The following is a 21210-nucleotide window of genomic DNA, read 5'->3' as shown; positions in this document are numbered from 1 at the left end:
ACCAACATCAAAAACTCAATCACCAAACCGGGCGTCGCGCCGTTAAGCGGTCAGAGGACCAGCGGACGAGCCACGGGAGGTCGGGCATGCCCGCGATGCGGTCATCGGTGCGGCCCACGACCTCCCGCTCCCTCGTGGTCGGCCTCGCCTGCATCGGCATCCTGGCCGCGATCACGACCATCGCCCAACGGTACGGGTTCAGCAGCCTGGCCGTGGATCGCGGCGCCCTGGCGAGCTGGCTGGCCGGCGACGGGCTGTACGCGTACCGGGCGGCCGGCAGCCAGCTGGGCACCGCCCTGCCCCCGCCGGCCGCGCTGCTGGTCGCGCCCGCAGCCGTCCTGCCACTCGCCGTCGCGGGCTGGGCACTGGCGTTGGCCGGCGTGGCGGCGCTCTCCCTGGCGCTCATCGTCCTGGCCGGCCCGGTCGCCCGCCGGTACGGCCGCCGCCGCTGGCCGGTCGTGCTCGCCGCGGGCGCCCTGGCCCTGACGGTCGAGCCGGTCCGCGCCGCGCTCGGCCTGGGCACGCTCGACCTGCTCGCCTTCGGGCTGGTCACCGCCGACATCGTGGGGCTGCGCCGGGGTGCCTGGGCGCTCCGGCGGGCCCGCTGGTGGCCGCGCCGCCAGGCGGCCGCCGCGCCGCCACCCCGGCTGCGGCGCATCTGGGCAGAGGGGCGCTGGGCGGGGGCCGGCATCGGCCTGGCGACGGCGCTCACGGTCAGTCCGGTGTTCTTCATCGCGTACCTGGCGGTGACCAAGCAGTGGCGGGCGGCGCTGACGGCCATCGGCACGACGCTCACGGTCGCGGCCGGTGCGCTCCTCCTCGCCCCGCACGAGACGGCGGCCTGGGTCGGCGAGGTGCTGTGGCGCATCGACCGCAGCGGGCCGATCGACGCCCCGGCCAACCAGTCGCTGGCCGGAGTTCTGGCGCGGCTGTACGACTCGGCCAGCACGCCCCTGCTCCTGTGGCTGTCCTTCGCGATGCTGCTCGTCGCGGTGGGCCTGATCCGGGCGCGATCCGCACACGCGGACGGCGACGAGGTCACGGCGTTCACCCTGGTGGGGTTGACCGCTGCCATCGTCGGCCCGGTGACCGGCACGCAGGAGCTGATGTGGATGCTCCCGGTGGTGCTGATCCTCGTCGACGCGGCAGCCCGGCGGCAGGCCTCGGCACGCCGTCCGCTGCCGGGACGCCCGCGGCACCCCGGAGCGGGTCTGGCTGCCGCCGCGGTGCTGACCTACCTGCTGGTGGTTCTCGCCCCGATGGGCAACCTCACCGACCCGCTGTCCGGCAATTCGTACGCGCTGGCCCTGATTGTGCTGGTCAACACCCTGCCCTGGCGGCCGGGCGCGGCGCCGGCCGTGCCGTCGGACCCGTGGGTCACCCGGCGCCCGGCGGCCATCCCGCCGCCCCGCGAACCCCTCGTCAGGGGCAGTTGACCCACTCCTCGGTGCCGTCGGTGAAGACCTGCCGCTTCCAGATCGGCAGCCGGGCCTTCGCCTCGTCGACCAGCCGGGCGCAGGCCGCGAACGCCGCCGCACGGTGCGCGGTGCTGACCGCGGCCACCAGCGCCACGTCCCCGATCTCCAGGGTGCCGACGCGATGCGAGACGGCGACCGCGTACACGTCGGGATCCGCGCCGATCTCCGCGGCGACCTCGCGGATCACCGTGGCGGCGCTCGGATGGCCCTCGTACTCCAGGAGCGTCACGCCCCGGCCGTGATCGTGGTCGCGGACGACGCCCTGGAAGGAGACGACGGCGCCGGCCCGCGGATCGGCGACCGCCTTCTCGTGCGCGGCGAGATCCAGCGGAGCCTCGCCCACCTCGGCGATCCGTACGGCGTCTGCGGTCATGCGATGCGCTCCCCGGGTGCCAGCGGAAGGGGCAGGAAGGACACGAGCTCGCCGGCGGCGGCCTGCCGGTCGGGACGGACCACGACGAAGCCGTGCGCGCGGGCGAGACCGCGCAGCATCGCGGAGCCGGCGTGGCCCAGCGGCGTCGCACGGCGGCCGTCGGCGTCGAGGGCGGCCAGCGCCAGGTGGGTGTACGCCCCCCGGCCCGGCACCGGCGCGGTCAACTCGACCCGGGGCAGAACGGGGAGCTCCCGGCCGTGCAGACCGGCCAGCAGCGGTGCCACCAGCGACACCAGCGCGATCACTGCCGACTGCGGATTGCCCGGCAACCCGGCGAGGAAGCGCGGGCGGCCGTCCGGGCCGGCGACCCGGGCGAGCAGCATCGGGAAGCCCGGCCGCACGGCGACGGTGTTCACGACGTACTCGGCGCCGAGGGAGGACAGGGCGGGGTGCAGGTGGTCGACGGGACCGTGCATCGTGCCGCCGGTCGTGCACACCACGTCGGCCACGGCCAGCCCCTGCCGGATCGCGTCGACGTGGGCTTCGAGCGTGTCGCGCACCGGCCCCTGCACGGCGGCGGGGTCCACGCTCGCCCCGTGGCGGCGCAGCCAGGCGGGAACCAGCGGGCTCAGCGAGTCGCGCACCCGCCCGCCGCCCGGCGGTCCGCTGGTCAGCAGCTCGTCACCGAAGACGAGGAGGGCGGCGCGGGGCTGGGGGCGTACGGAAATGGTGTCGTGGCCGCAGGTGGCCGCCATGCCGAGCACCGCGGGGTCGACCGGCGTGCCGGCCGGCAGCAGCTCCTCGCCGCGGCGCGCCTCCTCGCCCGGAAGCCGCCATTCCGGCTGCGGACGCGGCGTCCCGCTGACCCGGCCCTCGGCGTCGCGTGCCGACTCCTCGACCCGGACCAAGGCCTCGGCGCCGTCCGGGACCATGGCGCCGGTCGCGATCTCGACGCAGGTGCCGTCCTGCGTCAGCGGGGGCGGCGTGTTCCCGGCGAGGACCCGGCCGACCGGGCGCCAGGGTGCGCTGCCCCGCACGGCCCACCCGTCGATGCTGGCGGTGGGAAAGGCCGGCAGATCCGTGCGGGCCACCAGCGGCTCGGCGAGCGTACGGCCGTCCGCCTCGCGCAGCGCCACGGCCTGCCCGGGCCCAGCCGCGGCCCGGCCCGCCTCGTACGCGAGGGTGCGGGCCTTGTCCCAGTCGACGGGCATGCTGTCTGCGCTCACTCCTGCAGCCTATGGTCACCGCCGCGGACCTGCTCCACCGTGTGCGCCAGGATCGGGCCGAGCACCGCCAGCCCGTCGCGCGCCCCGCCGGTGGAACCGGGCAGATTCACGATCAGCGTGCGCCCCGCCACCCCGGCGAGCCCCCGGGACAGCGCGGCGGCCGGCACCTTGTCCCGGCTGTACGCCCGGATCGCCTCGGCGATGCCCGGCACCTCGAAATCGAGCAGCGGCCGGGTGGCCTCGGGCGTCCGGTCGGTCGGCGTGACCCCGGTGCCACCGCTGGTGAGCACGACGTCGATGCCGTCCGCGACGGCGACGCGCAGGGCCTCGGCGACCGGGGGGCCGTCGGGCACCACGACCGGCGTAACGTCCACGTCGCAGCCGAGATCGCGCAGGCCGGCGACGAGCAGCGGGCCGCTGGTGTCCTCGTACACCCCGGCCGCGGCCCGGTTGGAGGCGACGATGACGCGGGCGCGGATCACGGGCGGTCCTCCGGGCGTACCCAATCCCCGGTCTTGCCGCCCTCCTTGCGCAGGACGCGGACGGCCTCGATGCTCGCCGCCGGGTCGACGGCCTTGACCATGTCGATCAGCGCGAGCCCGGCGGTCGCCACCGCGGTCAGAGCCTCCATCTCGACACCCGTACGGTCCGCGGTCTTCGCCGTGGCGGCGATGTCCACGCCGGTGTCGGTGACGGTGAGGTCGACGACGACCCCGTGCAACCCGATCGGGTGACACAAGGGGATGAGGTCGGGTGTCCGCTTAGCGCCCATGATTCCGGCGAGCCGGGCGACGGCGAGAGCGTCCCCCTTGGGCAGTCCGTCGCCGCGCAGCAACGCCACAACCTCGGCGGTGGTGACCACCCGCCCAGCGGCCACGGCGCGGCGGACGGTCACGGTTTTCGCCGATACGTCGACCATACGGGCCGCCCCGTCGGCGTCGACATGCGTCATTTTCGCTGGCTTCGTCACGCCAGCAGACTATCCACCCGCGCGATGGTCTTGACATTCGGACGCGCCGGAGCAATGGCGCTTCGTCAGCGATCTCCCACTTTCCGTAGCCATTTCGGATCGCAATCCGTTCTACGCGGTGAATTGATCCATCGCACGCTTTGCAGTTTCCGCCAGGTCGCCTGCAACGTCGTACATTCATAGCTGCTCTCGGGATGCGGTGTCCCGGAAGTTGCGCTGTTTGCCCAGTCGAGGAGAGGGCACTCCGCCGCTGCGGAGCGTCATTGGATCGTCACTGAATCGGTACATAGCGCGCTATACTCGCATTTCGTGAAACGAGCGACAAAACATTCTTCCCCGCTAGCCGTTCCGTTCTTAACCTTCTGGTCGGAGAACAGGTCCGGTAGCGCGACGGGGGGATTTTTCGAAGGCCGGTCACCTAAACGGCGACCCCTATTCACGAAACGGGAGGTGCGAGATGCGTGAGTACGACTGGTCATGAGCCCTCGCCCGCAAGTTCGCTACGGAGCGGCAACAAGGCATTGACAGCCCGTACGGGCAGCGGGGGACCATGGAGACATGGGGCGTCCGCGGTGAACGACGCGAAGACCGACAAGCGGCTACGGCTGTATGTCGGTCTAGTCGCGTTTGCGGGGATCTGCTGCCTGGTGACGTCCGCGCTGACCGCTGAAGCGATGCCGCTGGCCAGGGTGCCGTTCTTCGCCGCACTCACCGTGATCATCGCCGCGGCCAGCGGCCGTCTCATCCTGCTGCGCATCCGCTCGGAGAAGCGGTCCTTCTCGGCTACGTCGGGTTCGATTCTGCTGATCGTCGCCACGGTGCCCCTGCCATGGGCGATCATCTGCACCGCCCTCGGCGTGTTCGCCTCCAAGATCTTTATCCGCCAGCCGATGAAGGTGATCTTCAACGTCGGGAAGGATACGGTCGGCGCAGCCGCCGCCGGCTCCGTCGCCTTCCTCGCCGGCATCCGGCCCGGCATGGAACTCGAAGCCGCCCCGTCGTTGCCGCGGCTCGTCCTCGCTCTGATCGCAGCCGCCCTCGCCTACGCGATTGTGGACGACCTTCTGGGCAGCACAGTGATGTCCCTTGCGACCCGTATGCCCTGGCGGCAGGCGATTCGCCACAACCGGGACGTCGTCATCAGGATCCGAGGCGTCAACATTGTGCTGGCGCTGCTGACCGTGCTGATCATCGGTCGGCAGGAGCTGCTCGTGCTCACCATGGTCCCGACCGTGCTGGCGCTGCAGCTCGCCACCAAGAACAAGATCCGGCAGCGCGCCGACCAGGAGGCCTGGCGGCGGCTCGCAGGGACCACCGATCAGCTCAACGTGACTGACCTGACCACAGTTCTGCACGCCGCGGTCACCCTCGCGCCGGAGCTCTTCTCCGCCGACGAGGCCGAGATCGAGCTACGCGACGTCGACCTGCCCCGGTTGATCCGTGGCTCGGCCGGGCGGCTGCGCTACGAGGGCACGGTGGCCGCGGCGCCCGCACGCAACGACTGGACGATCGGAGCCGACCTCGAAGGCCCGTCCGGGCCCATCGGGGCGCTGCGGCTGCGGTTCCGCAAGCCGGTCAAGCTCAACGAGTCCGAGCAGTACAAACTCCAGACCTTCGCTTCGTCGCTGTCCACGGCCATCGGCAACGCCCGTGCGTACGCGGAGCTCCAGCGGATCAACGCGGAGAACGCGTACGCCGCCACCCACGATCCGCTGACCGGGCTCGCGAACCGGCGTGAGCTGCTCGACCAGGCCGACAGGTTCTTCGGTAGGCGGGCACCGGACGGCATGTTCGCCATGCTGCTGATCGACCTCAACCACTTCAAGGAAGTCAACGACACCCTCGGGCACTCCGCAGGCGACGACGTCCTCCGCGAAGTGGCCCGCCGGCTGGAGAGCGCCGCTCGGCAAGGCGACCTCGTGGCGCGGCTGGGCGGGGACGAGTTCGCCGTACTGCTGACCGGTCTTCCGGCCCCCGCGGTCGCCACCCACCGCGCCTCGGATCTGCTTGCCACGCTGGAGCGGACCATCGAGGTCGACGGCATGCAGCTGACCATCGAGGCCGCCGGCGGGATCGCGCTCGCCCCCGGCAGCGGCGGGGTCCAGGAGTTGATGCGCCGCGCTGACGTCGCCATGTACGAGGCCAAGCGCGGCGGGCGCCGGACGGCGATCTACGCCCACGCCCGGGACACCGCGGACGTCGGCCGTCTGGTGCTGGGCGGCGAGCTCAGCCGGGCCGTCACCCGGCGCGAGTTCATGGTGGACTTCCAGCCGATCGTCGACCTGGCCAGCGGCGAGGTCGTCTCCGCGGAGGCGCTGGCCCGCTGGCACCATCCCGAGCACGGCGACCTCACGCCGATGCAGTTCCTGGAGACCGTCGAGCGCTCGGGGCAACTGCCCGCCTTCGCCGCCGCCGTCCTCGAGGAGTCGCTGACCGCGCTGAGTACGTGGCGGGAGGCCGGCTTCGACCTGCCCGTCGCCGTCAACGTGTCGCCGCGCAGCCTGCTCGACCCGACGTTCCCCGCCACGGTGCTCGACCGGCTGGGCGCTCACGGCGTGCCGGCCGACCGGCTCGTGCTCGAGCTCGCCGAGACGCTGACGCTCAGCCAGCTCGAGGTGGTCGACCGTACGCTGCACGAACTGCGCGACGCCGGCGTCAAACTGGCCCTCGACGACTTCGGCACCGGCGTCTCGTCGCTGTCCGTGCTGTCCCGCATGCCGGTGCACCAGCTGAAGATCGATCGGGAGTTCGTGGTGCAGGTGGAGACGTCGACGGAGGCCGCTGCGGTCGTACGCTCGACCGTCGACCTCGCCCGCAGCCTGCACCTGATCGTGGTGGCCGACGGTGTGGAGAGTGAACCGCAGCGGCACGCGCTGTGGGAGCTGGGTTGCCTCACCGGGCAGGGGCACCTGTTCGCGCGGCCTATGCGGGCCGGCCGGTTGCTGGCCACCCTGCAGCGCGGGTCGGGCGGACGGCCGGGGTTCCTCGCCGGTCCGCTGCACAAGTCCGGTTCCGTGGTGCGGATGGCGCACCGCCGGAACCCGAGATCATCTCTGCCACACTTGCCTGCGTGAGGGTGCTGGAGCGGATCGACCGGGCGGCCGGTGGCCTGGGTGCCGATCTTGCGCTCTACGGGCTCTCCGCGTCTTTCGCCCTGGTCACGGCCCTGACGTCGACGCTTCTGCCGCACCGCGCCTGGGGCGGCATCGCGGTCTGGGGATATCTCGCCGCCTTCCTCGCGGCGGCTTTGCAACTCCTCCTGCGGCGGCCCGCCTTCCGGATGTCACTGACGTGGGCGGTATGGGCCGGCGTAGCCCTGGTGCCGCTGGCCGTGCAGGCCGTCCAGCGCGCTGCCGGGCGCACCGATCGGGCCCAGGAGGAAGTCCTCGTTGTCGAGCACATGGGTGAGCGGCTGGCGCACACCGGCACGCCGTACCTCGGGCCGGACGCGATCGGCGCGTTGCCGCCCGGGGAGCAGCTGCTCGGCTATGCGCCGTACCAGCCCGGGATGGCCGTCTTCGGCCTGCCTCGCGCCGCCTTCGGCGACGTCTGGTGTACGGACGCGCGGATCTGGTTTGCGCTGGTCACGGCGGCCGCGCTGGTCACGGCCGTGCGCCTGCTGCGGTCCGCTCCGATACGCGCGGTGCAGTTCGCCACCGTCCTGCCCATCTGCGCCCTGACTCTGGCCACGGGCGGGGACGACCTGCCGGTGCTGGCCCTGTGCCTGCTCGCCCTGGCGTGCTGCGCAACCGACCGCTACCGAGCCGCCGGTGCCGCCGTCGGAGTCGCCGCGGCGCTGAAGCTCTTCGCGCTGCCGGTGGTGGCCGTGCTGCTGGTGCTGGCCTTCACCACCGGCAACCTGCGCCGCTTCCTGCCCGGCGCCCTGGGGCTGCCCGTCCTCGCGCTGGTTCCCGCGTTCCTGGTGGACGCGAACGCGTTCGTCGAGAACGTCGTCCGCTTCCCGTTGGGCCACGGCCTCGTCACGAGCCCGGCACAGTCACCCTTCCCCGGCTATCTGATCTCCCAGACGCTGCCGGGCGGGCGTTACGTCGCGGCCGCGTTGCTGGTCGCGGCTGCCCTCACCGTCGCGGTGCTGCTCGTTCGCCGCCCGCCGGTCACCGCGGCGTCGGCGGCGCTCTTCTGCGGGTACGGGCTGCTGGCCGCGATCCTCCTCATGCCGACCACGCGCTTCGGTTACCTGCTGTATCCGCTGGCGTTCCTGGTCTGGTCGCCGGCGCTGGCGTTCAGCAGACCCACAGCAACAACGGCACCGCGCGGTGACAGGGCCTTGTACCGTTTGTGAGATGCAGATGACCTGTCCCAAGTGTCACGGCGAGATGCGGGTCTACGAGCGCAGCGGCGTCACCGTCGACCAGTGCACCGAGTGCCGCGGAATCTTCCTCGACCGCGGTGAGCTGGAGAAGCTCTTCGAGGCCGAGGCCAACTGGAACAGCCGCCAGGCGCAGGCCGGCGCCCCGCCGCGCCCGGCCCAGGCCCCGCCGGGCCCGGGTGGGTACGCGCCCCCGCCGCCCCCGCCCGCCCACGGTGGTGGCTACGCAGCGCCCCCGCCGCCGCCTCCCGGCTACGGACAGCCCGGTTACCCGCCGGCCGCCCCCGCGTACGGCCACGGCCCGCAGTACGGCCACGGCGGTCACGGCGGGTACCACGGTCACTACCACGGTCACTACCGGCACGGCGGCCACCACGGCCACTACCGGCGCCGGAAGAGCTTCCTCAACGAGCTGTTCGACTGACGGTGCGGGTCGGCGGCCGGCGTGCCAGGCTGATCTTCCATGAAGCCTCCCGCGCCGGCCGCCGCGCTCGACGCCGCATATTCGGGCCTGACCGCCGTCGTCCGTGACCTCGCCGACGCGGATCTCCTGCTGCCGACGGCCTGCCGCGGCTGGACCGTGGCCGATCTGCTCCTGCACGTCACGCTGGACGCGCAACGGGCCCTCGTCGCGCTGCACACGCCCGCCGACGGGCCGCCCGACGTCGACTCCGTGACGTACTGGCGGAGTTTCCCCGGCAGCGGAAACGCCGAGGCCGCGGCCGCCCACGCGCAGTGGGTCCGCCGCGCGGCAGCGGCGTACGAACGGCCGTCGGGGGTCGTCGGCCGGTGGACGGAGACCGCGCCGGCGGCCGTCCACGCGGCCCGCACCGCGGATCCGGCCGGCTTCGTGAGCACTCAGGACCACGTCCTGGCCGTGCCCGACTTCGTGGCGACGCTGGTCACCGAGGCGGTCATCCACCACCTGGACCTGATCGCCTCCCTGCCCGGCGCCGCCGGACCCCCGCAGGACGCGGTCGCCGTAACGCTGTCCACCATGGAGGGCCTGGCCGGCCCGGGCGGGCTTCCGGCGGAATGGGCCCCGGCCGAAGCGTTGCGCAAGAGCTCGGGACGTGACGAGCTCACGGCGGCCGACCGGCAGGCGCTCGGCGCTCGCGCCGATCAGTTCCCGCTCATCGCCTGACCCGCGGCCTACCGTCGCCCGTCACCAAGAGCCGTCGTCGCGCACCCTTTCTGCGGGGCCGTCGCCGGTCAGCAGGCTGAGCAGCCCCTCGTCGAGGGTGTCGCCCAGGAACCACTCGCCGCCCTGATCCAGCGCGAACATCCGGCCGCGCTCGTCGATCGCGACGATCGCGTCGCCCTTCGCCTCGACGCCCAGCGGGAACAGCGGCGCACCGATCACCTCGGCGAACTCCCCGAGTAGGTCCGCGGTGTGCGCGGCCGCCGCCGGCTCGAGCGACAGCCAGCGGACCTGCCGCCGTACCCCCGGCATCCGCAGCCCGCAGAAGATCCCGGGAAAGTCCATGATCGCGGCACGGGCGGCCGGGAACGGCCGGTGCCGGTGCCGCCGGCCGGGAACCGCGACGACATCCTCGATGATCCCGTCGGCCAGCGCCTCCGCCACCATCCGATGCGTCGGCCGCCAGCCCGCATCGGCCAGCGCTCCCGCCACGACGTCCGGGAAGCGGCCCGGCTCCGCCACGTTCGGCGAGTACGGCCGGAACGGTTCCACGAACGCCAGGTGCGACCACGGCAGCAGCGCGAAGTCGACGAGCGTGACCAGGCACGACTCGCACGGCCGCGCCTGCGTACCGGCGAGCGAATCACCCTTCTCCCGGACCAGGTACGCCTCGAAGTCGGCGCCCCGCAGCCACGCCCGGGCCTCGTCGAGCGTCAACGGCTTCTCCCGTACGCGATCAGCCTCGTGCAGCGCGTCGGACAACACGATGAGCTCTGCGTGCCGCTCGGTGCCGCGTACCCGTGCACCGGTTTCCATCTCGGCCAGCTGCTCGGCGACCAGCGGGTGATGGTCGATCCGCTGATCGCCTTTCGCCCCGCGCGCGATGAACAGGCTTCCGTCCACGGTGAGATGAGCGGCGGTGGTGGGCGACGGCCGGCGGCGTGCGTTGCGCCGCAGCTCCACCTCGGGGTCGACGGTCCGCCGACGGGCTGCCAGCTCCGGCTGCTGCCGCCGGTACAGCTCGGCGACCACCGAGACCGGCACACCCGGGTACGTCGACAGCGCCCCGTTCTCGCGGTCGATCACCGTACGCACACCGTCACCGGGAACCGGCAGCACGGCCGGCGGCTGCTTCGTCCACACCACGTACCCGAGGTCGAACTCGCTCACCATCGGCGTGCACTCGTACCCGCGGCGCTCGGACTCCGTGCGCGCCCACCCGGCGGCGATCTCCTCGGCCTCGGCCAGCGTGATCATCCCGCCCCCTCGTGTGCCATCCGTGTGCGGGCTGAAGTTACCGGACCACACCGCGTCGCGTCGCCCGGTAGGGTCAATCCCCGTCGATGGAAGCGGAGAGGGGGAAACCGTGGCGGAGACGGCGGATCGCGACGCCAACCACGCCCTGCGGGCGCGCTTCGACGACGTCTACGGCCGCTACCAGCGCCTACGGTCCGATCTGGACGGCATCCAGCGCCGCCTCGCCGAGCTGCGGGTCAGTGCCGACTCCGAGGACGGCCTGGTCCGGGCCACCGTCGGCGCCCGGGGCCGGCTCCTCGACCTGCGCCTGGACCGCCGGATCTACCGCGACATGAACGCCGCCGAGCTGAGCCGCACCATCGTGGCGACCACCGCCCGCGCCGCGGCCCAGGCCGACGCGGAGGTGCAGCGGCTCATGGCGGACTACCTGCCGGCCGACTCCGGCCCGATGCGCTACCTCCGCGACGAGGACCTGGGCTCGCTGCTCCACCGACAGGACGAGATCATGCACGAGACGGACCCCGGCCGTGGGTGAGCTGTGGCTCGAGTCCGACCGGGCCGCGGCGGCCGGACGCGACCTCGCCGCCGCCGGCCGGCACCTCGGCGAACTACGCGACACCGCCGGAGCGGAGGCGGCAGCGCTGAGCGGCGCCCGCCCCTGGGGCAACGACGACATCGGTCAGGCCTTCGAGCGCAACTACCGCCCCATCGAGCACCAGGTGCTCCAAGCCTGGGAGAAGCTCGGCGGCTACGTGGAAGGCCTCGGCGACGCGGTGGTCCAGGCCGTCCGCGAAGCCGTGCAGACCGACCACACCGCATCGGTACGCGTGGAGCACACGTACAGGAAACGGTCGTGACGGTCCTCCCCAGCCCGATCCCGCACCCGCTGGACTACTGCCCGTTCGACGTGCCGGGCTGGGCGTACGAGGCCCTCGAGTGGGTGGTGGGCTTCGACTGGCCGGAAGGGAACGAGAAGGCCACCTGGGAAGTCGCCGACCGCTGGTACGCGATCGCCGGCCGCCTCACGATCCCCCGCGACGAGGCCTTCGACGCGGCGAGCGGGGTGATCGCCGGCTACGGCGGCGCAGGCGTGACCGCCCAGGCCTTCATCGGCGCCTGGGACCGGGTCGCGATCGAGGACCGCGCCCCGCTGACCGCCCTCCTCGAGATCGCCGACGAACTCGGCAAACTGGTCGAGGAATGCGGCCGGGACATCGAAGGAGCAAAGCTCGAGGCCTGGACCGAGATCGGCCTGTTCCTCATCGAACTGATCGGCATGGCGGTCGCGACAGCCCTCACCCTCGGCGCGGCGTCCCCGGCGACAGGCGGCCTGATCGCGGCAACCAGGTACGCGATCCAGCAGATCTTCAAACGCCTCGCGGAGCAGCTCGGCCGCAAGGCGATCAAGAAGACCCTGAAGGAGGCGGGCGAGCGCGCCGCGAAGCAGCTCACGACCCGGGAAGGGCTGAAGCACCTGGGCCGGGAGGCGGTCGAGGAAGGCCTCGACGAGCTGCGCGAAGAGGCCGCCACCAACGCCGGCATCCAGCTCTACCAGAATTCGTCGGGACGCGCGGACGGCATGGACCTCGCGGACCTGGGGTCGTCGGCGGCGGGCGGCTTCGCCGGTGGTTTCGCGGCGGCCGGGGCCGGTGTCGGGCGGGGTACGCACTCCGGGGTGGTCCGGGGAATGGGCGCCGAGGTGCTGGGGGAGTTCGGCGGGGCGGCGGCCGGCGGTGAGCTGCCGGATCTGGAAGGGGTCGCGAAGTCGGCCAGTTCGGGGGCTTCGGGGGCGGCGCTCGATGCGACGTCGTCCGGGGTCACGGAGTCGTTGTTGTCGAAGGCCTCTGATTTGGATGTTCCGGACCTTCCGGCGCATCCGCTCGACTTGGCTCAGCCCTTCGGTCCGGTCACACCAACGTCCGCGGTCGTCCCTCCCGGAGCCCCATCCGATCTCTCGTCGCCCGCCTCCCCGCCGGCTTCCTCTTCACCGTCTCCCTCCCCAGCGCCTTCCCCCGTCTCCGCTTCGCTGGCCTCGCCTTCACTTGCGCCGCCTTCACTTGACTCCCTTTCGCTTGTCTCCTCTTCGCTTGCGTCCCCGGGTTCTTTCTCGTCTCCGGTGTCCTCTCCGGAGGCCTTCTCGCCGACGGAGCCTTCCGCGGCCGCACACGCCGAAGCTCCGCCGGGCTCGAGCGATTCAGCGGGGGCTTCGTCACCTACCTCGTCGACCAGCTCGCCGTCCGTGCATGCGGAAGCTGCGCCACAGGTCGATGCGGAGTCTTCTTCGCCGACCCGTTCGCCATGGGAGGCTCCGCCCACGGCGACGCGGGATTCCATATCGGCCGGGTCGCCGGTGCTCGCACGGGACGGTGTTCTGTCGCCTGATCCGGGGCCATCGTTCAGTTTCCGGGACGAAGGCGGCGCTTCGCCGGTTACCTCCGGGGACACGGCGGCCTCCGGGCGGGACGGTGCGGTTGCCTCGTCACCACCTGCTGGCCGGGACGTTGGGGTTGGGACACCGGGGCGCGGTGTCGCCGCCGATGCCGGGCGTGACGTTGGGGTTTCCGCAGCCGATCGGAACGTTGCCGCATCGCCCGGGAGTGCCGGCCGGGGCGTTGCGATTCCTGCGCCGTCCGGAGCCGGACGCGACGCTCCCACCGCCTCACCCGCGCCGGCCGGGCGCGATGTCGGCGTTGCCTCGCCTTCGGGGGCCGGAAGGGACGTTGCCTCGTCTGGCGCCGGGCGGGACTTCGGCGGGGCGGTGGGCAGTGTGCCTGTTCGGCCGGTCGGGTCCGCGGGGTCGGTGGGCGCGGACGGGGTGGAGCGGCCGGGGGATCGGGACGGGGCTGCGGGCGTATCCGGGGATTCTGATTTTGTCGCCGCGACCTTCGTACCCGGGCCGGCCGATCCCGGGGTGGCTCCTGCGGTTTCGGCCGAGGCTGAGCGGTATTTCGAGTTCGCGTGGCGGCAGCGGGCCGCTTATGCGGAGTTCCGGCGGCAGGACACGATCGATGCGCTGACGCAGAAGGCCGAGAGCGCTCGGCGGCGGGCCCGGCTCGCGCGGCGTTCTGCCCGGGTCGCGAGGTATGTGAGGCTCGATCCCGGGCTGGGCCAGTTCTTCGAGGCCGACGTGGCCGCCGCGACCCGGGTTGCCGACCGAGCCGAGGCGCAGCTCAGCGACCTGCGGGACCCTGCCAAGGCGGGGAACGGCGCCCCGGTAACGGCGGTGGAGCCGCAGGACTGGCACCGGGCCAACCGGGACAGTGGGCAGCTCGCGCCGGGCGGTGTTGCGCTGGGTGACCGGTCCATGCTCACCGGCAGCGATCATCCGCCGCCCGTCGACCGGACGCGGCGCTACGGTCATCCGGCGGGGCTGCGGACGCCGCTCGCCCGGCATCAGCTCGACCTCGAGAACGCCGTGCCGCGGGACGCCGCCGGGAATCCGGTGCGGGGTGCGGATCCGCGTACGCCGTACTTCCGGCTGGTGAACGACGGCGGCCCGGCGGCCGACCCGACCCGCGCGATCAACTGCCAGGACTGCGTGCTGTCCTTTTTCGACACGTACGTGCATGGCCGGCCGCGGGTTTCGGCCCCGCGGACGTTCGACGCCTACCGGGACGGGGATCCGCAGCGACCCCAGTACGGCGAAGAGCTCGGCTCGGAACGCATCGAGCACGCCACGGGCGGCCGCCTGCAGTCCCTGTGCCCGCTGGTGGCCCCGGACGACCCGGTCGCCGCGCGTGGGCAGGTGGACCGGGCGCTCGACACGGTGTCGGCGCACCTGCGCGCGGGTGGGCACGGCTCCTTTGCCTTCCTGATCAACGCCTGGGAAGGCGGCGCGGCCCACGCCTGGGCGGCGGTCAACCAGAACGGGGAGATCCTCTTCGTCGATCCGCAGTCCGGCCTGGTCGCCCCGCCGGGCACGCCCCTGTACGGCCACCACGGCACCGCCCACCCCGGCAACGTGATCGCGATCGACGCGCTGGTGGTGAACGGCCGCGGCAACCCGATGCCCTTCCCCGACCATCCGGACGGCCTGTGGCGCCCGCAGCAGATCACACTGCCGCCCGAGCCGCGGCCGGCGCCGGTCTACTACTCGTCGGCGTACGCGGGTCCGGAGCCTCCGCCGCCTCCGCCGCCGCCATCACCGCAGGAGCCGGAACGAGGGCCTGCGCCGCCAACGCCGACCCCGCCGCAGCCCCGGGTGCCGGCACCTCGGCGCCCGATCGACCACATCGCCGAAGCGCTCGAGCCTCCCACGCCACGGGACCGAATCGCTGAGGCGTTCGATCCGTTTGCACCACGTCTGCCGCTCGACGACACCCCTACGACTTCGACTTCGACTTCCACCTCGACCTCGCCGGCCGACCGTGGTTCGACCTCGTCCCCGCCGGCCGACGCTCCCACCGACCGTGGTTCGACCTCGTTCGCGCCGGCCGATGCTGTCCCCGACCAGGACGGAACCCCCCACGCGACCGATCCCGTCCTTGACTACGACGCGACGTCGTTGACCGGACGCGGCCTCGATCGCGACATGCCGGTTCCCGAGCCCTCCGACGACGACGCCGAACGTCGCAATCACCGCGACTTCCTCGCGCACATCCGCGCCGCCCACGAACAGAACCGCCGCGACGAGCACGCCGGCTACCTGATCCGCCTCGCCGAAACCCACCGCGCCAAGATCCATGACCTGCACCAGCAAGCCGACGCCGCGGACCGTGCGGGTTCCACCGTGCGAGCCGACCAGCTCCGCACCGACGCCCGCCTCATCGCGCAGGACGTGGAAGAGCTGGAAAACCAAGCGGATTCGGTACGCGCGGGAGCAACGGCACCGCCCCGCACCGGCGTCGGCCCACCGGACTGGACCCGCCTCAACGACGACATCGGCACCCTGACCCACGCCGGCGTCGAGACGGGCGACGACTCGGTGCTCACCGGTGACGACGACCCGCCTCCGATCGACCGCACCCGCCCGTACGGGAAACGCGGTGGCCTCCGCCCGCCTCTGGCCGTACACCAGAAGGATCTGGAGCGAGCCATGCCGCGACAGGCGGACGGCCGGGTGCACCGCCTGGCCGACCCCCGAGAGGGCGACTGGTTCGCGCTGGCCAACGACGGCGGCCCGGCAGCCGACCCCACCCGCGCGATCAACTGCGTGGACGGCGTCCTGTCCCTGTTCGACACCTACATCCACGGACGCCCGCGGGTCGCGGCCCCGAGAACCTTCGACGCGTACGCAGAAGGAGACCCGACCCGCCCCATCGGCGCGGAGGAGGCCGGCCTTTCCCGCATCGAACAAACGGTCGGGGGTGAATTCCAAGGGCTCTGCCCGTACGTCGGCTCACTCCCTCCGGACCAGGCGAAATCCGCGGTCGACAAGGCGACGACCAACCTGCACAACCATCTGTACAACGCCGGCCACGGAGCATTCGCCTTCATAGTGACGGAGTCGGAACAAGGCACGGCGCACGCCTGGACGGCGGTCAACCAAAACGGCACGGTGCTGTTCCTGGACCCGCAGACAGCCCGCGTCGCGGAAAGTGCGCCGTTGTACGCGCACCGGGGGATTGCCGCCCCGGACAACATCGTCTCGATGGATGCACTGGTCGTGGACAACACGGGACGGCCTGCGCCGCTGCCGTACCACAAAGCCGGCCTATGGAGCCGATCGAGCCTCCAGCCAACCGGAACCGCCAGCGAACCGGCGGAGCCCGGATCCGCCGAAGACAATGTCCTCACGACCTTGACGACTTCTCAACAAGCGACGTTGGGGAAGGCGATCACAGCGGCCGACCTAGTGGCGACGACCGAACTGCCCCGAATGCAGGCTCTCGCCGAGACGCTGGGCGCCGAAGTGGTGGACGACGAGTACCGAGTCAAGTCCCTGGCCTCGCTGGCTCGGAAGTTCGCCGAGCGGGAAGCCCTCTACGGCACGAGCATCGAGGAATTCCTGGAGTCGAGCAACGACCGAGTGCGCTTCTCCGTGGCACTGCCCGAGGACGGTTACGCCGAGGCTCTCCGCGGAGCGCTCGGCCACCTGCGGTCGAACGGCTACGAGATTCTGGAGGTGGCGAGCTTCTGGGGAGACGGCAGAGGCCGCCACAACGGCCTCAACGTCACGATGAGGAATCCGTCCGGCTTCCGCATGGAACTGCAGTTCCCCACCGGCAAATCTCGCGAAGTCGGCAAGCTGACCCACCAGCTGTACGAGATCGTGCGCCTGACGTCCGACGACGTCACCGGGCTCGAGCGGGTCGAGGCATTCCTCGGCATCCTGGCCATCAACAAGATGCACGACATGCCCGCTCACCAACCGGCCGACGTGGACATGGCCGACTCGACCGTCGACACGTCGCTGACCGTCTGGGCGACCAGCAACAGCGGTAGGGACGCGTGGATCGCATACCGTACGACATTGGCCTCCGAAGGCATGTCGCTCCGCCAGGCCCTCGAACACTGGACCCTTGAGCCGGACGACGTACCCGGAATAGAAAGGCTGGATCCGCCGAATGAGCGAACCGACCTTCACCTACCGAGCGTTCCTGAGGACTCCGGGATCGAACGAGGTGACGAGCCTGATCGCTTACCAGGCGGAGGTGACAACCCCACTCCAAGCAGTGATGTGGCACGCAGCCCGCAAGCAATGGATCTACGCCCCCGCGCTGGCGGCGAGACCGCTGTTCGACGATTCATCCGCGAACGAGTCCGTGACAGTCGACCGACCGACAGCGGAACGCCTGGCACGGGAACAGCTACAGACGGAACTGCCGACGCCGCAGGCGCTGAAAGAGATGTGCGAGGAGGGGGCGAGGATGGGCTGGAGCTACGGTCCGCCCCGGGAGTAGCACCTCGGCCCACTGAGGACTTCGATCCTGGAGCAGAAGAGCGCCGACTACTCGCCTCTCTACGGGATGCCGACAGGGCAGCCATCGTTGCCTCTGTCTCAGACGCGGCCTCACAGGCTGCCCAGATATCCACCCGTCTGCACGAAGCCGTCGACGCCCTTCGTTCGGTACCGCTGTCTCACCCGCCCGAGATCGTCGGCGAGGAACATCGGGTTAAGACGGAGCATTCGCTCGCGCGCGCGTTCGCCATCGAGTCTGAGCTCGAGGACATGGACGTGCATGCATTTCTCGCGAACACCAAGGATCGCGTCCGATTCTCGATCCAGGTGTCCGAGGAGGACTACGTCGACTCGGTGGAGGCTTCACTCGCTGAGCTTCGGAAAGTCGGCATCACCGCCGGGAAGATGGTGAACTTCTGGGGTCCAGGAGGCCGCCACAACGGCCTCAACGTGACTATGACGGATCTCAGCGGCTTCACCTTCGAGCTACAGTTCCCGACTGCGCGGTCTCGCACGGCCTCGACTTCGACTCATAGGTCCTACGAGATCTTGCGGCTGAAACGAGCTCCGGCCGTCCCTCGCGCCCGGGCGCTGCTGAAGATGGTGCGAGACAACCGTGACGCCGGGATGGCGGAACACCAACCTGAAGGTATTAAACGACTGCCGATCACGAGGACCGTCGACACGACGATCCAAGCTTCGATGGCGCAGGAGCCGGCGATGTGGCGTGAGTACGCTCGCCATCTGGATCGGTTGGGCCGATCACTCGACCAAGAATTGGCTGACTACGGACTCACCCGGGCGGAAGTGCTCGGCACGACGAGATCGGATGGCGAAGATGACCGACAAGCCGTTCGACTACCAGACGGTCCTGAAGTCGGACATGTCAGGAGCGATCACGAGCCTGATCGCCTATCAGATCCTCCCGGAGAGCCCGTTCCAGGCCGTGATGTGGAGCGTCCCGAGGAAGGCATGGATTTACGCTCCGGGCCTGGCGGTGCCACTGCTGTACGACGACAAGTACCAAGGCAGGACTCAGACAGTCGATCGGCAGACGGCGGAGCAGATCGCTCGGGACGTGCTGGAGACGGAGCTGCCGAGCGAGGAGACGCTCCTCAAGATGTGCGAGGAGGGCGAGCGGATGGGCTGGGAATTCGGCCCACCCCGCGAGTAGAGAACGCCGATATCGCGCCTGGTCGAACCCCGGGTCCGCTCGGCCCCGCTTTCCAGCTGGGTGCCCACTATCCCGACAATTTCGAGTACGCCCACAAGCAACAACAAGCTGAACGCCTAGCCGCCTCCTACGACGTACGGGCTCTCGAACCGGGCAATCCCGACGTCATCCTTCGGTCCGATGAGACCGACCCCGGCTCGTACGCTGACTTGCAATGGCTCGATCCGAACGAGCCCGCCGATCGGGACTTTCCGCTCCGCGTACAGGAGAAGCTGCGGCAGCCGTTCGAGCGCGACCCTCGGATCGCCGTGGTCGTCGTCGACGGACAAGCGGCCGGCCTCACCATCGACGGCGCGGTACAAGGCATCCGGCAGCTTCTCGCGCTCTGGCGAGAACAGGAGCGTGAACCCGAACCGGAGCAGCGCATGATCCTCTTCACCGGCGACGGGGGTTCCGTGGTCTGGCGTGGTGACACCGGCGCGATCAATGTCAGCGCATAGGCAGCGGAGACGCGGCTAGACGATGGCCATGTCGACGAAGCGCGACAGATGCAGCTGCGCCGCCACCGTCACCGTGTCCGTCGGGCCGTTTCGGTGCTTCGCCACGATGAAGTCCGCCTCGCCTGCTCTCGGTGATTCCTTGTCGTAGTAGTCGTCGCGGTGCAGGAGCAGGACCACGTCCGCGTCCTGCTCGATCGAGCCGGATTCTCGGAGGTCGGAGAGCTGCGGGCGCTTGTCCGTACGTTGTTCCGGGCCTCGGTTCAGCTGACTGACCGCGATCACCGGGCATTCGATCTCCTTGGCCAGCAGCTTGAGGCCTCGGGACAGGTCGGCGACTTCCTGCTGGCGGCTTTCCGTTCGTTTCGGGGACGTCATCAGCTGGAGGTAGTCGATCACCAGGAGCTTCAGGTCGTGGCGCTGTTTGAGGCGGCGGGCCTTGGCGCGGATCTCCATCAGGTTCATGCTCGGGGTGTCGTCGACGAAGATCGGTGCCTCGCTGATCTCGCCCATGCGGCGGGCGAGTTTGGTCCAGTCGTCGTCGGAGAGCTGGCCCGAGCGCAGGGTGTGCAGCGGCACGCGGGCCTCCGCCGAGAGCAGGCGCATGACCATCTCGATCTTGCTCATTTCGAGAGAGAAGATGGCACTGGCGCAGTTGCTGCGGATAGCCGCGTTGCGGGCGAAGTCCATGCTCACGGTCGACTTGCCTAGACCGGGGCGGCCCGCCACGATGATCAGCTGGCCGGGGTGCAGGCCGTTGAGGAGCCGATCGAGGTCGGAGAACCCCGTGGGTACGCCGGTCATCACGCCGCCCTGGGCGCCGACCGCCTCGATCTCGTCCAGGGTCGGCTGGAGCATGTCGCCCAGCGCGGCGAAGTCCTCGCTGACCCGCTTCTCGGTGACGTCGTAGATCGCCTGCTGGGCCAGGTCGACGATGTCGTCGACGTCGCGGCCGCCGTTGCCGCCGGTGCCGTACCCCAGCTGCACGATCTTGGTGCCGGCCTCGACGAGGCGGCGCAGGACGGCTCGCTCGGAGACGATGCGCGCGTAGTACGAGGCGTTGGCCGCGGTGGGGACGCTCTCGATCAGGGTGTGCAGGTACGGCACGCCGCCGATGCGCTGCAGGTCGCCGGAGTCGGCCAGCGCCGCCGCCACCGTGACTCCGTCGGCGGGTTCGCCCCGGCCGTACAGGTCAAGGATGATGTCGAAGATCGTGGCGTGCACCGGGCGGTAGAAGTCCTGGGTCTTGAGGATCTCCACCACGTCGGCGATGGCGTCCTTGGACAGCAGCATGCCGCCGAGCACGCTCTGCTCGGCGGCGATGTCCTGGGGCGGCGTCTTGTCGAAACCGCCGTCGGCCGGAGGAGGGCCACCGCCGGAAGGTCGTCCGCCGCCCGGGCGTCCGCCCGGAGACTGCGGCCGGGACTCCGGCCGTGCGTCATCGGTGATCGACACTCCGACCTCCCCCTTCTCGCCTGCGTTGCCCTGTCCCGGCCCGGCCGGACCGACGTCTCGCACCGCCGCGCCGGCCGTCATTCCGCCGACCCCTGGAGACCGCCTGCCGAACCCCGAGTCGATCAAACAACCTGGGTACGACACTTTCGGGTGAGCGCGTCCACGGGCGGGTGACCCTGACCGCGAAGCCCCGAAATGCCGGAACCACCGGGCCGGATCGGCCCGAGGGCGTGATCCGGCGCGGGTAACCATACGAACCAGCACGTCATCGGCCCAAGCAGGCCGGTGGACGAGTCTCGGGACAACCTGTGGACAACGGCCTTCGTCCTGTGCGCCGCCTTGTGCACAGCCTGTGTATAACGCTGGGGGAGACGTCCCGTTGCGCCGCTTTGAGCTGCGATTTCACCGTCCCCACGGTGTGGAGAGAACAAAAAGGTGCTGCTCGTGACGAAGCCATCGCCCTGGGGC

At 70.9% G+C, this 21210-nt stretch carries 14 protein-coding genes; 8 read left to right on the top strand and 6 right to left on the bottom strand.

The annotated features are described in order from the left end of the window. The first annotated feature begins 86 nt into the window (after window positions 1-86). Window positions 87-1436: a glycosyltransferase 87 family protein gene (locus ACIBO8_RS01165; protein ID WP_396113063.1), complete on the top strand. Its 1350-nt coding sequence runs from the start codon at window positions 87-89 to the stop codon at window positions 1434-1436. Here ACIBO8_RS01165 and ACIBO8_RS01160 read toward each other — a convergent pair. Genes ACIBO8_RS01160 through moaC form a run of 4 tightly spaced genes read right to left on the bottom strand, consistent with a single transcriptional unit; the run spans window position 1423 to window position 4029 of the window. Next, window positions 1423-1851, bottom strand: coding sequence for a molybdenum cofactor biosynthesis protein MoaE (locus ACIBO8_RS01160; protein ID WP_396113062.1), 429 nt, complete (start codon window positions 1849-1851; stop codon window positions 1423-1425). The two genes, ACIBO8_RS01165 and ACIBO8_RS01160, sit on opposite strands and share 14 nt — an antisense overlap. Continuing rightward, window positions 1848-3062 carry a molybdopterin molybdotransferase MoeA gene (locus ACIBO8_RS01155; RefSeq protein ID WP_396113851.1) on the bottom strand — a complete coding sequence of 405 codons (1215 nt, stop codon included), beginning with the start codon at window positions 3060-3062 and terminating at the stop codon, window positions 1848-1850. Before ACIBO8_RS01155 ends, ACIBO8_RS01160 begins: the two co-directional genes overlap by 4 nt. Before the next feature lie 11 nt (window positions 3063-3073). Further along, window positions 3074-3559 carry a molybdenum cofactor biosynthesis protein B gene (locus ACIBO8_RS01150; protein WP_396113061.1) on the bottom strand — a complete coding sequence of 162 codons (486 nt, stop codon included), beginning with the start codon at window positions 3557-3559 and terminating at the stop codon, window positions 3074-3076. Beyond that, window positions 3556-4029: a cyclic pyranopterin monophosphate synthase MoaC gene (gene moaC / locus ACIBO8_RS01145; protein ID WP_396113850.1), complete on the bottom strand. Its 474-nt coding sequence runs from the start codon at window positions 4027-4029 to the stop codon at window positions 3556-3558. The genes ACIBO8_RS01150 and moaC overlap by 4 nt, the downstream gene beginning before the upstream one ends. A 665-nt stretch (window positions 4030-4694) precedes the next feature. On the opposite strand from moaC, the gene ACIBO8_RS01140 reads away from it, so the two are divergent. Genes ACIBO8_RS01140 through ACIBO8_RS01125 form a run of 4 tightly spaced genes read left to right on the top strand, consistent with a single transcriptional unit; the run spans window position 4695 to window position 9521 of the window. Then, entirely contained in the window at window positions 4695-7121 is a 2427-nt protein-coding gene (locus tag ACIBO8_RS01140; protein ID WP_396113060.1) for a putative bifunctional diguanylate cyclase/phosphodiesterase, read from the top strand. Beyond that, window positions 7094-8350, top strand: coding sequence for a glycosyltransferase 87 family protein (locus tag ACIBO8_RS01135; RefSeq protein WP_396113849.1), 1257 nt, complete (start codon window positions 7094-7096; stop codon window positions 8348-8350). Before ACIBO8_RS01140 ends, ACIBO8_RS01135 begins: the two co-directional genes overlap by 28 nt. 1 nt (window position 8351) lies before the next feature. Then, window positions 8352-8801, top strand: coding sequence for a zf-TFIIB domain-containing protein (locus tag ACIBO8_RS01130; protein WP_396113059.1), 450 nt, complete (start codon window positions 8352-8354; stop codon window positions 8799-8801). Window positions 8802-8840: 39 nt separating this feature from the next. Beyond that, window positions 8841-9521, top strand: coding sequence for a maleylpyruvate isomerase N-terminal domain-containing protein (locus ACIBO8_RS01125; protein ID WP_396113058.1), 681 nt, complete (start codon window positions 8841-8843; stop codon window positions 9519-9521). 21 nt (window positions 9522-9542) lie between these two features. On the opposite strand, the gene ACIBO8_RS01120 is transcribed toward ACIBO8_RS01125, so the two are convergent. Continuing rightward, on the bottom strand, window positions 9543-10775 hold the full coding sequence (locus tag ACIBO8_RS01120) for an SUKH-3 domain-containing protein (RefSeq protein ID WP_396113057.1): 1233 nt from the start codon (window positions 10773-10775) through the stop codon (window positions 9543-9545). 109 nt (window positions 10776-10884) lie between these two features. Here ACIBO8_RS01120 and ACIBO8_RS01115 point away from each other — a divergent pair, with 109 nt between their 5' ends. Genes ACIBO8_RS01115 through ACIBO8_RS01105 form a run of 3 tightly spaced genes read left to right on the top strand, consistent with a single transcriptional unit; the run spans window position 10885 to window position 19290 of the window. After that, entirely contained in the window at window positions 10885-11310 is a 426-nt protein-coding gene (locus ACIBO8_RS01115; protein ID WP_396113056.1) for a YbaB/EbfC family nucleoid-associated protein, read from the top strand. Then, the gene (locus ACIBO8_RS01110) at window positions 11303-11632 is read left to right on the top strand and encodes a hypothetical protein (RefSeq protein ID WP_396113055.1); all 330 of its coding nucleotides are present in this window, start codon (window positions 11303-11305) and stop codon (window positions 11630-11632) included. The genes ACIBO8_RS01115 and ACIBO8_RS01110 overlap by 8 nt, the downstream gene beginning before the upstream one ends. After that, window positions 11629-19290 (top strand): toxin glutamine deamidase domain-containing protein, encoded by a 7662-nt coding sequence (locus ACIBO8_RS01105; RefSeq protein WP_396113054.1) that lies wholly within the window; start codon window positions 11629-11631, stop codon window positions 19288-19290. Before ACIBO8_RS01110 ends, ACIBO8_RS01105 begins: the two co-directional genes overlap by 4 nt. A gap of 15 nt (window positions 19291-19305) precedes the next feature. Here the strand turns inward: ACIBO8_RS01105 and dnaB are convergent, their stop codons facing one another. Beyond that, window positions 19306-20742 carry a replicative DNA helicase gene (gene dnaB / locus ACIBO8_RS01100; protein ID WP_396113053.1) on the bottom strand — a complete coding sequence of 479 codons (1437 nt, stop codon included), beginning with the start codon at window positions 20740-20742 and terminating at the stop codon, window positions 19306-19308. Window positions 20743-21210 lie beyond the last annotated feature (468 nt).

It is taken from the genome of Actinoplanes sp. NPDC049681, from assembly GCF_044465265.1.
GTDB lineage: Bacteria > Actinomycetota > Actinomycetes > Mycobacteriales > Micromonosporaceae > Actinoplanes.
This window is presented reverse-complemented; position numbering and strand designations above follow the sequence as displayed.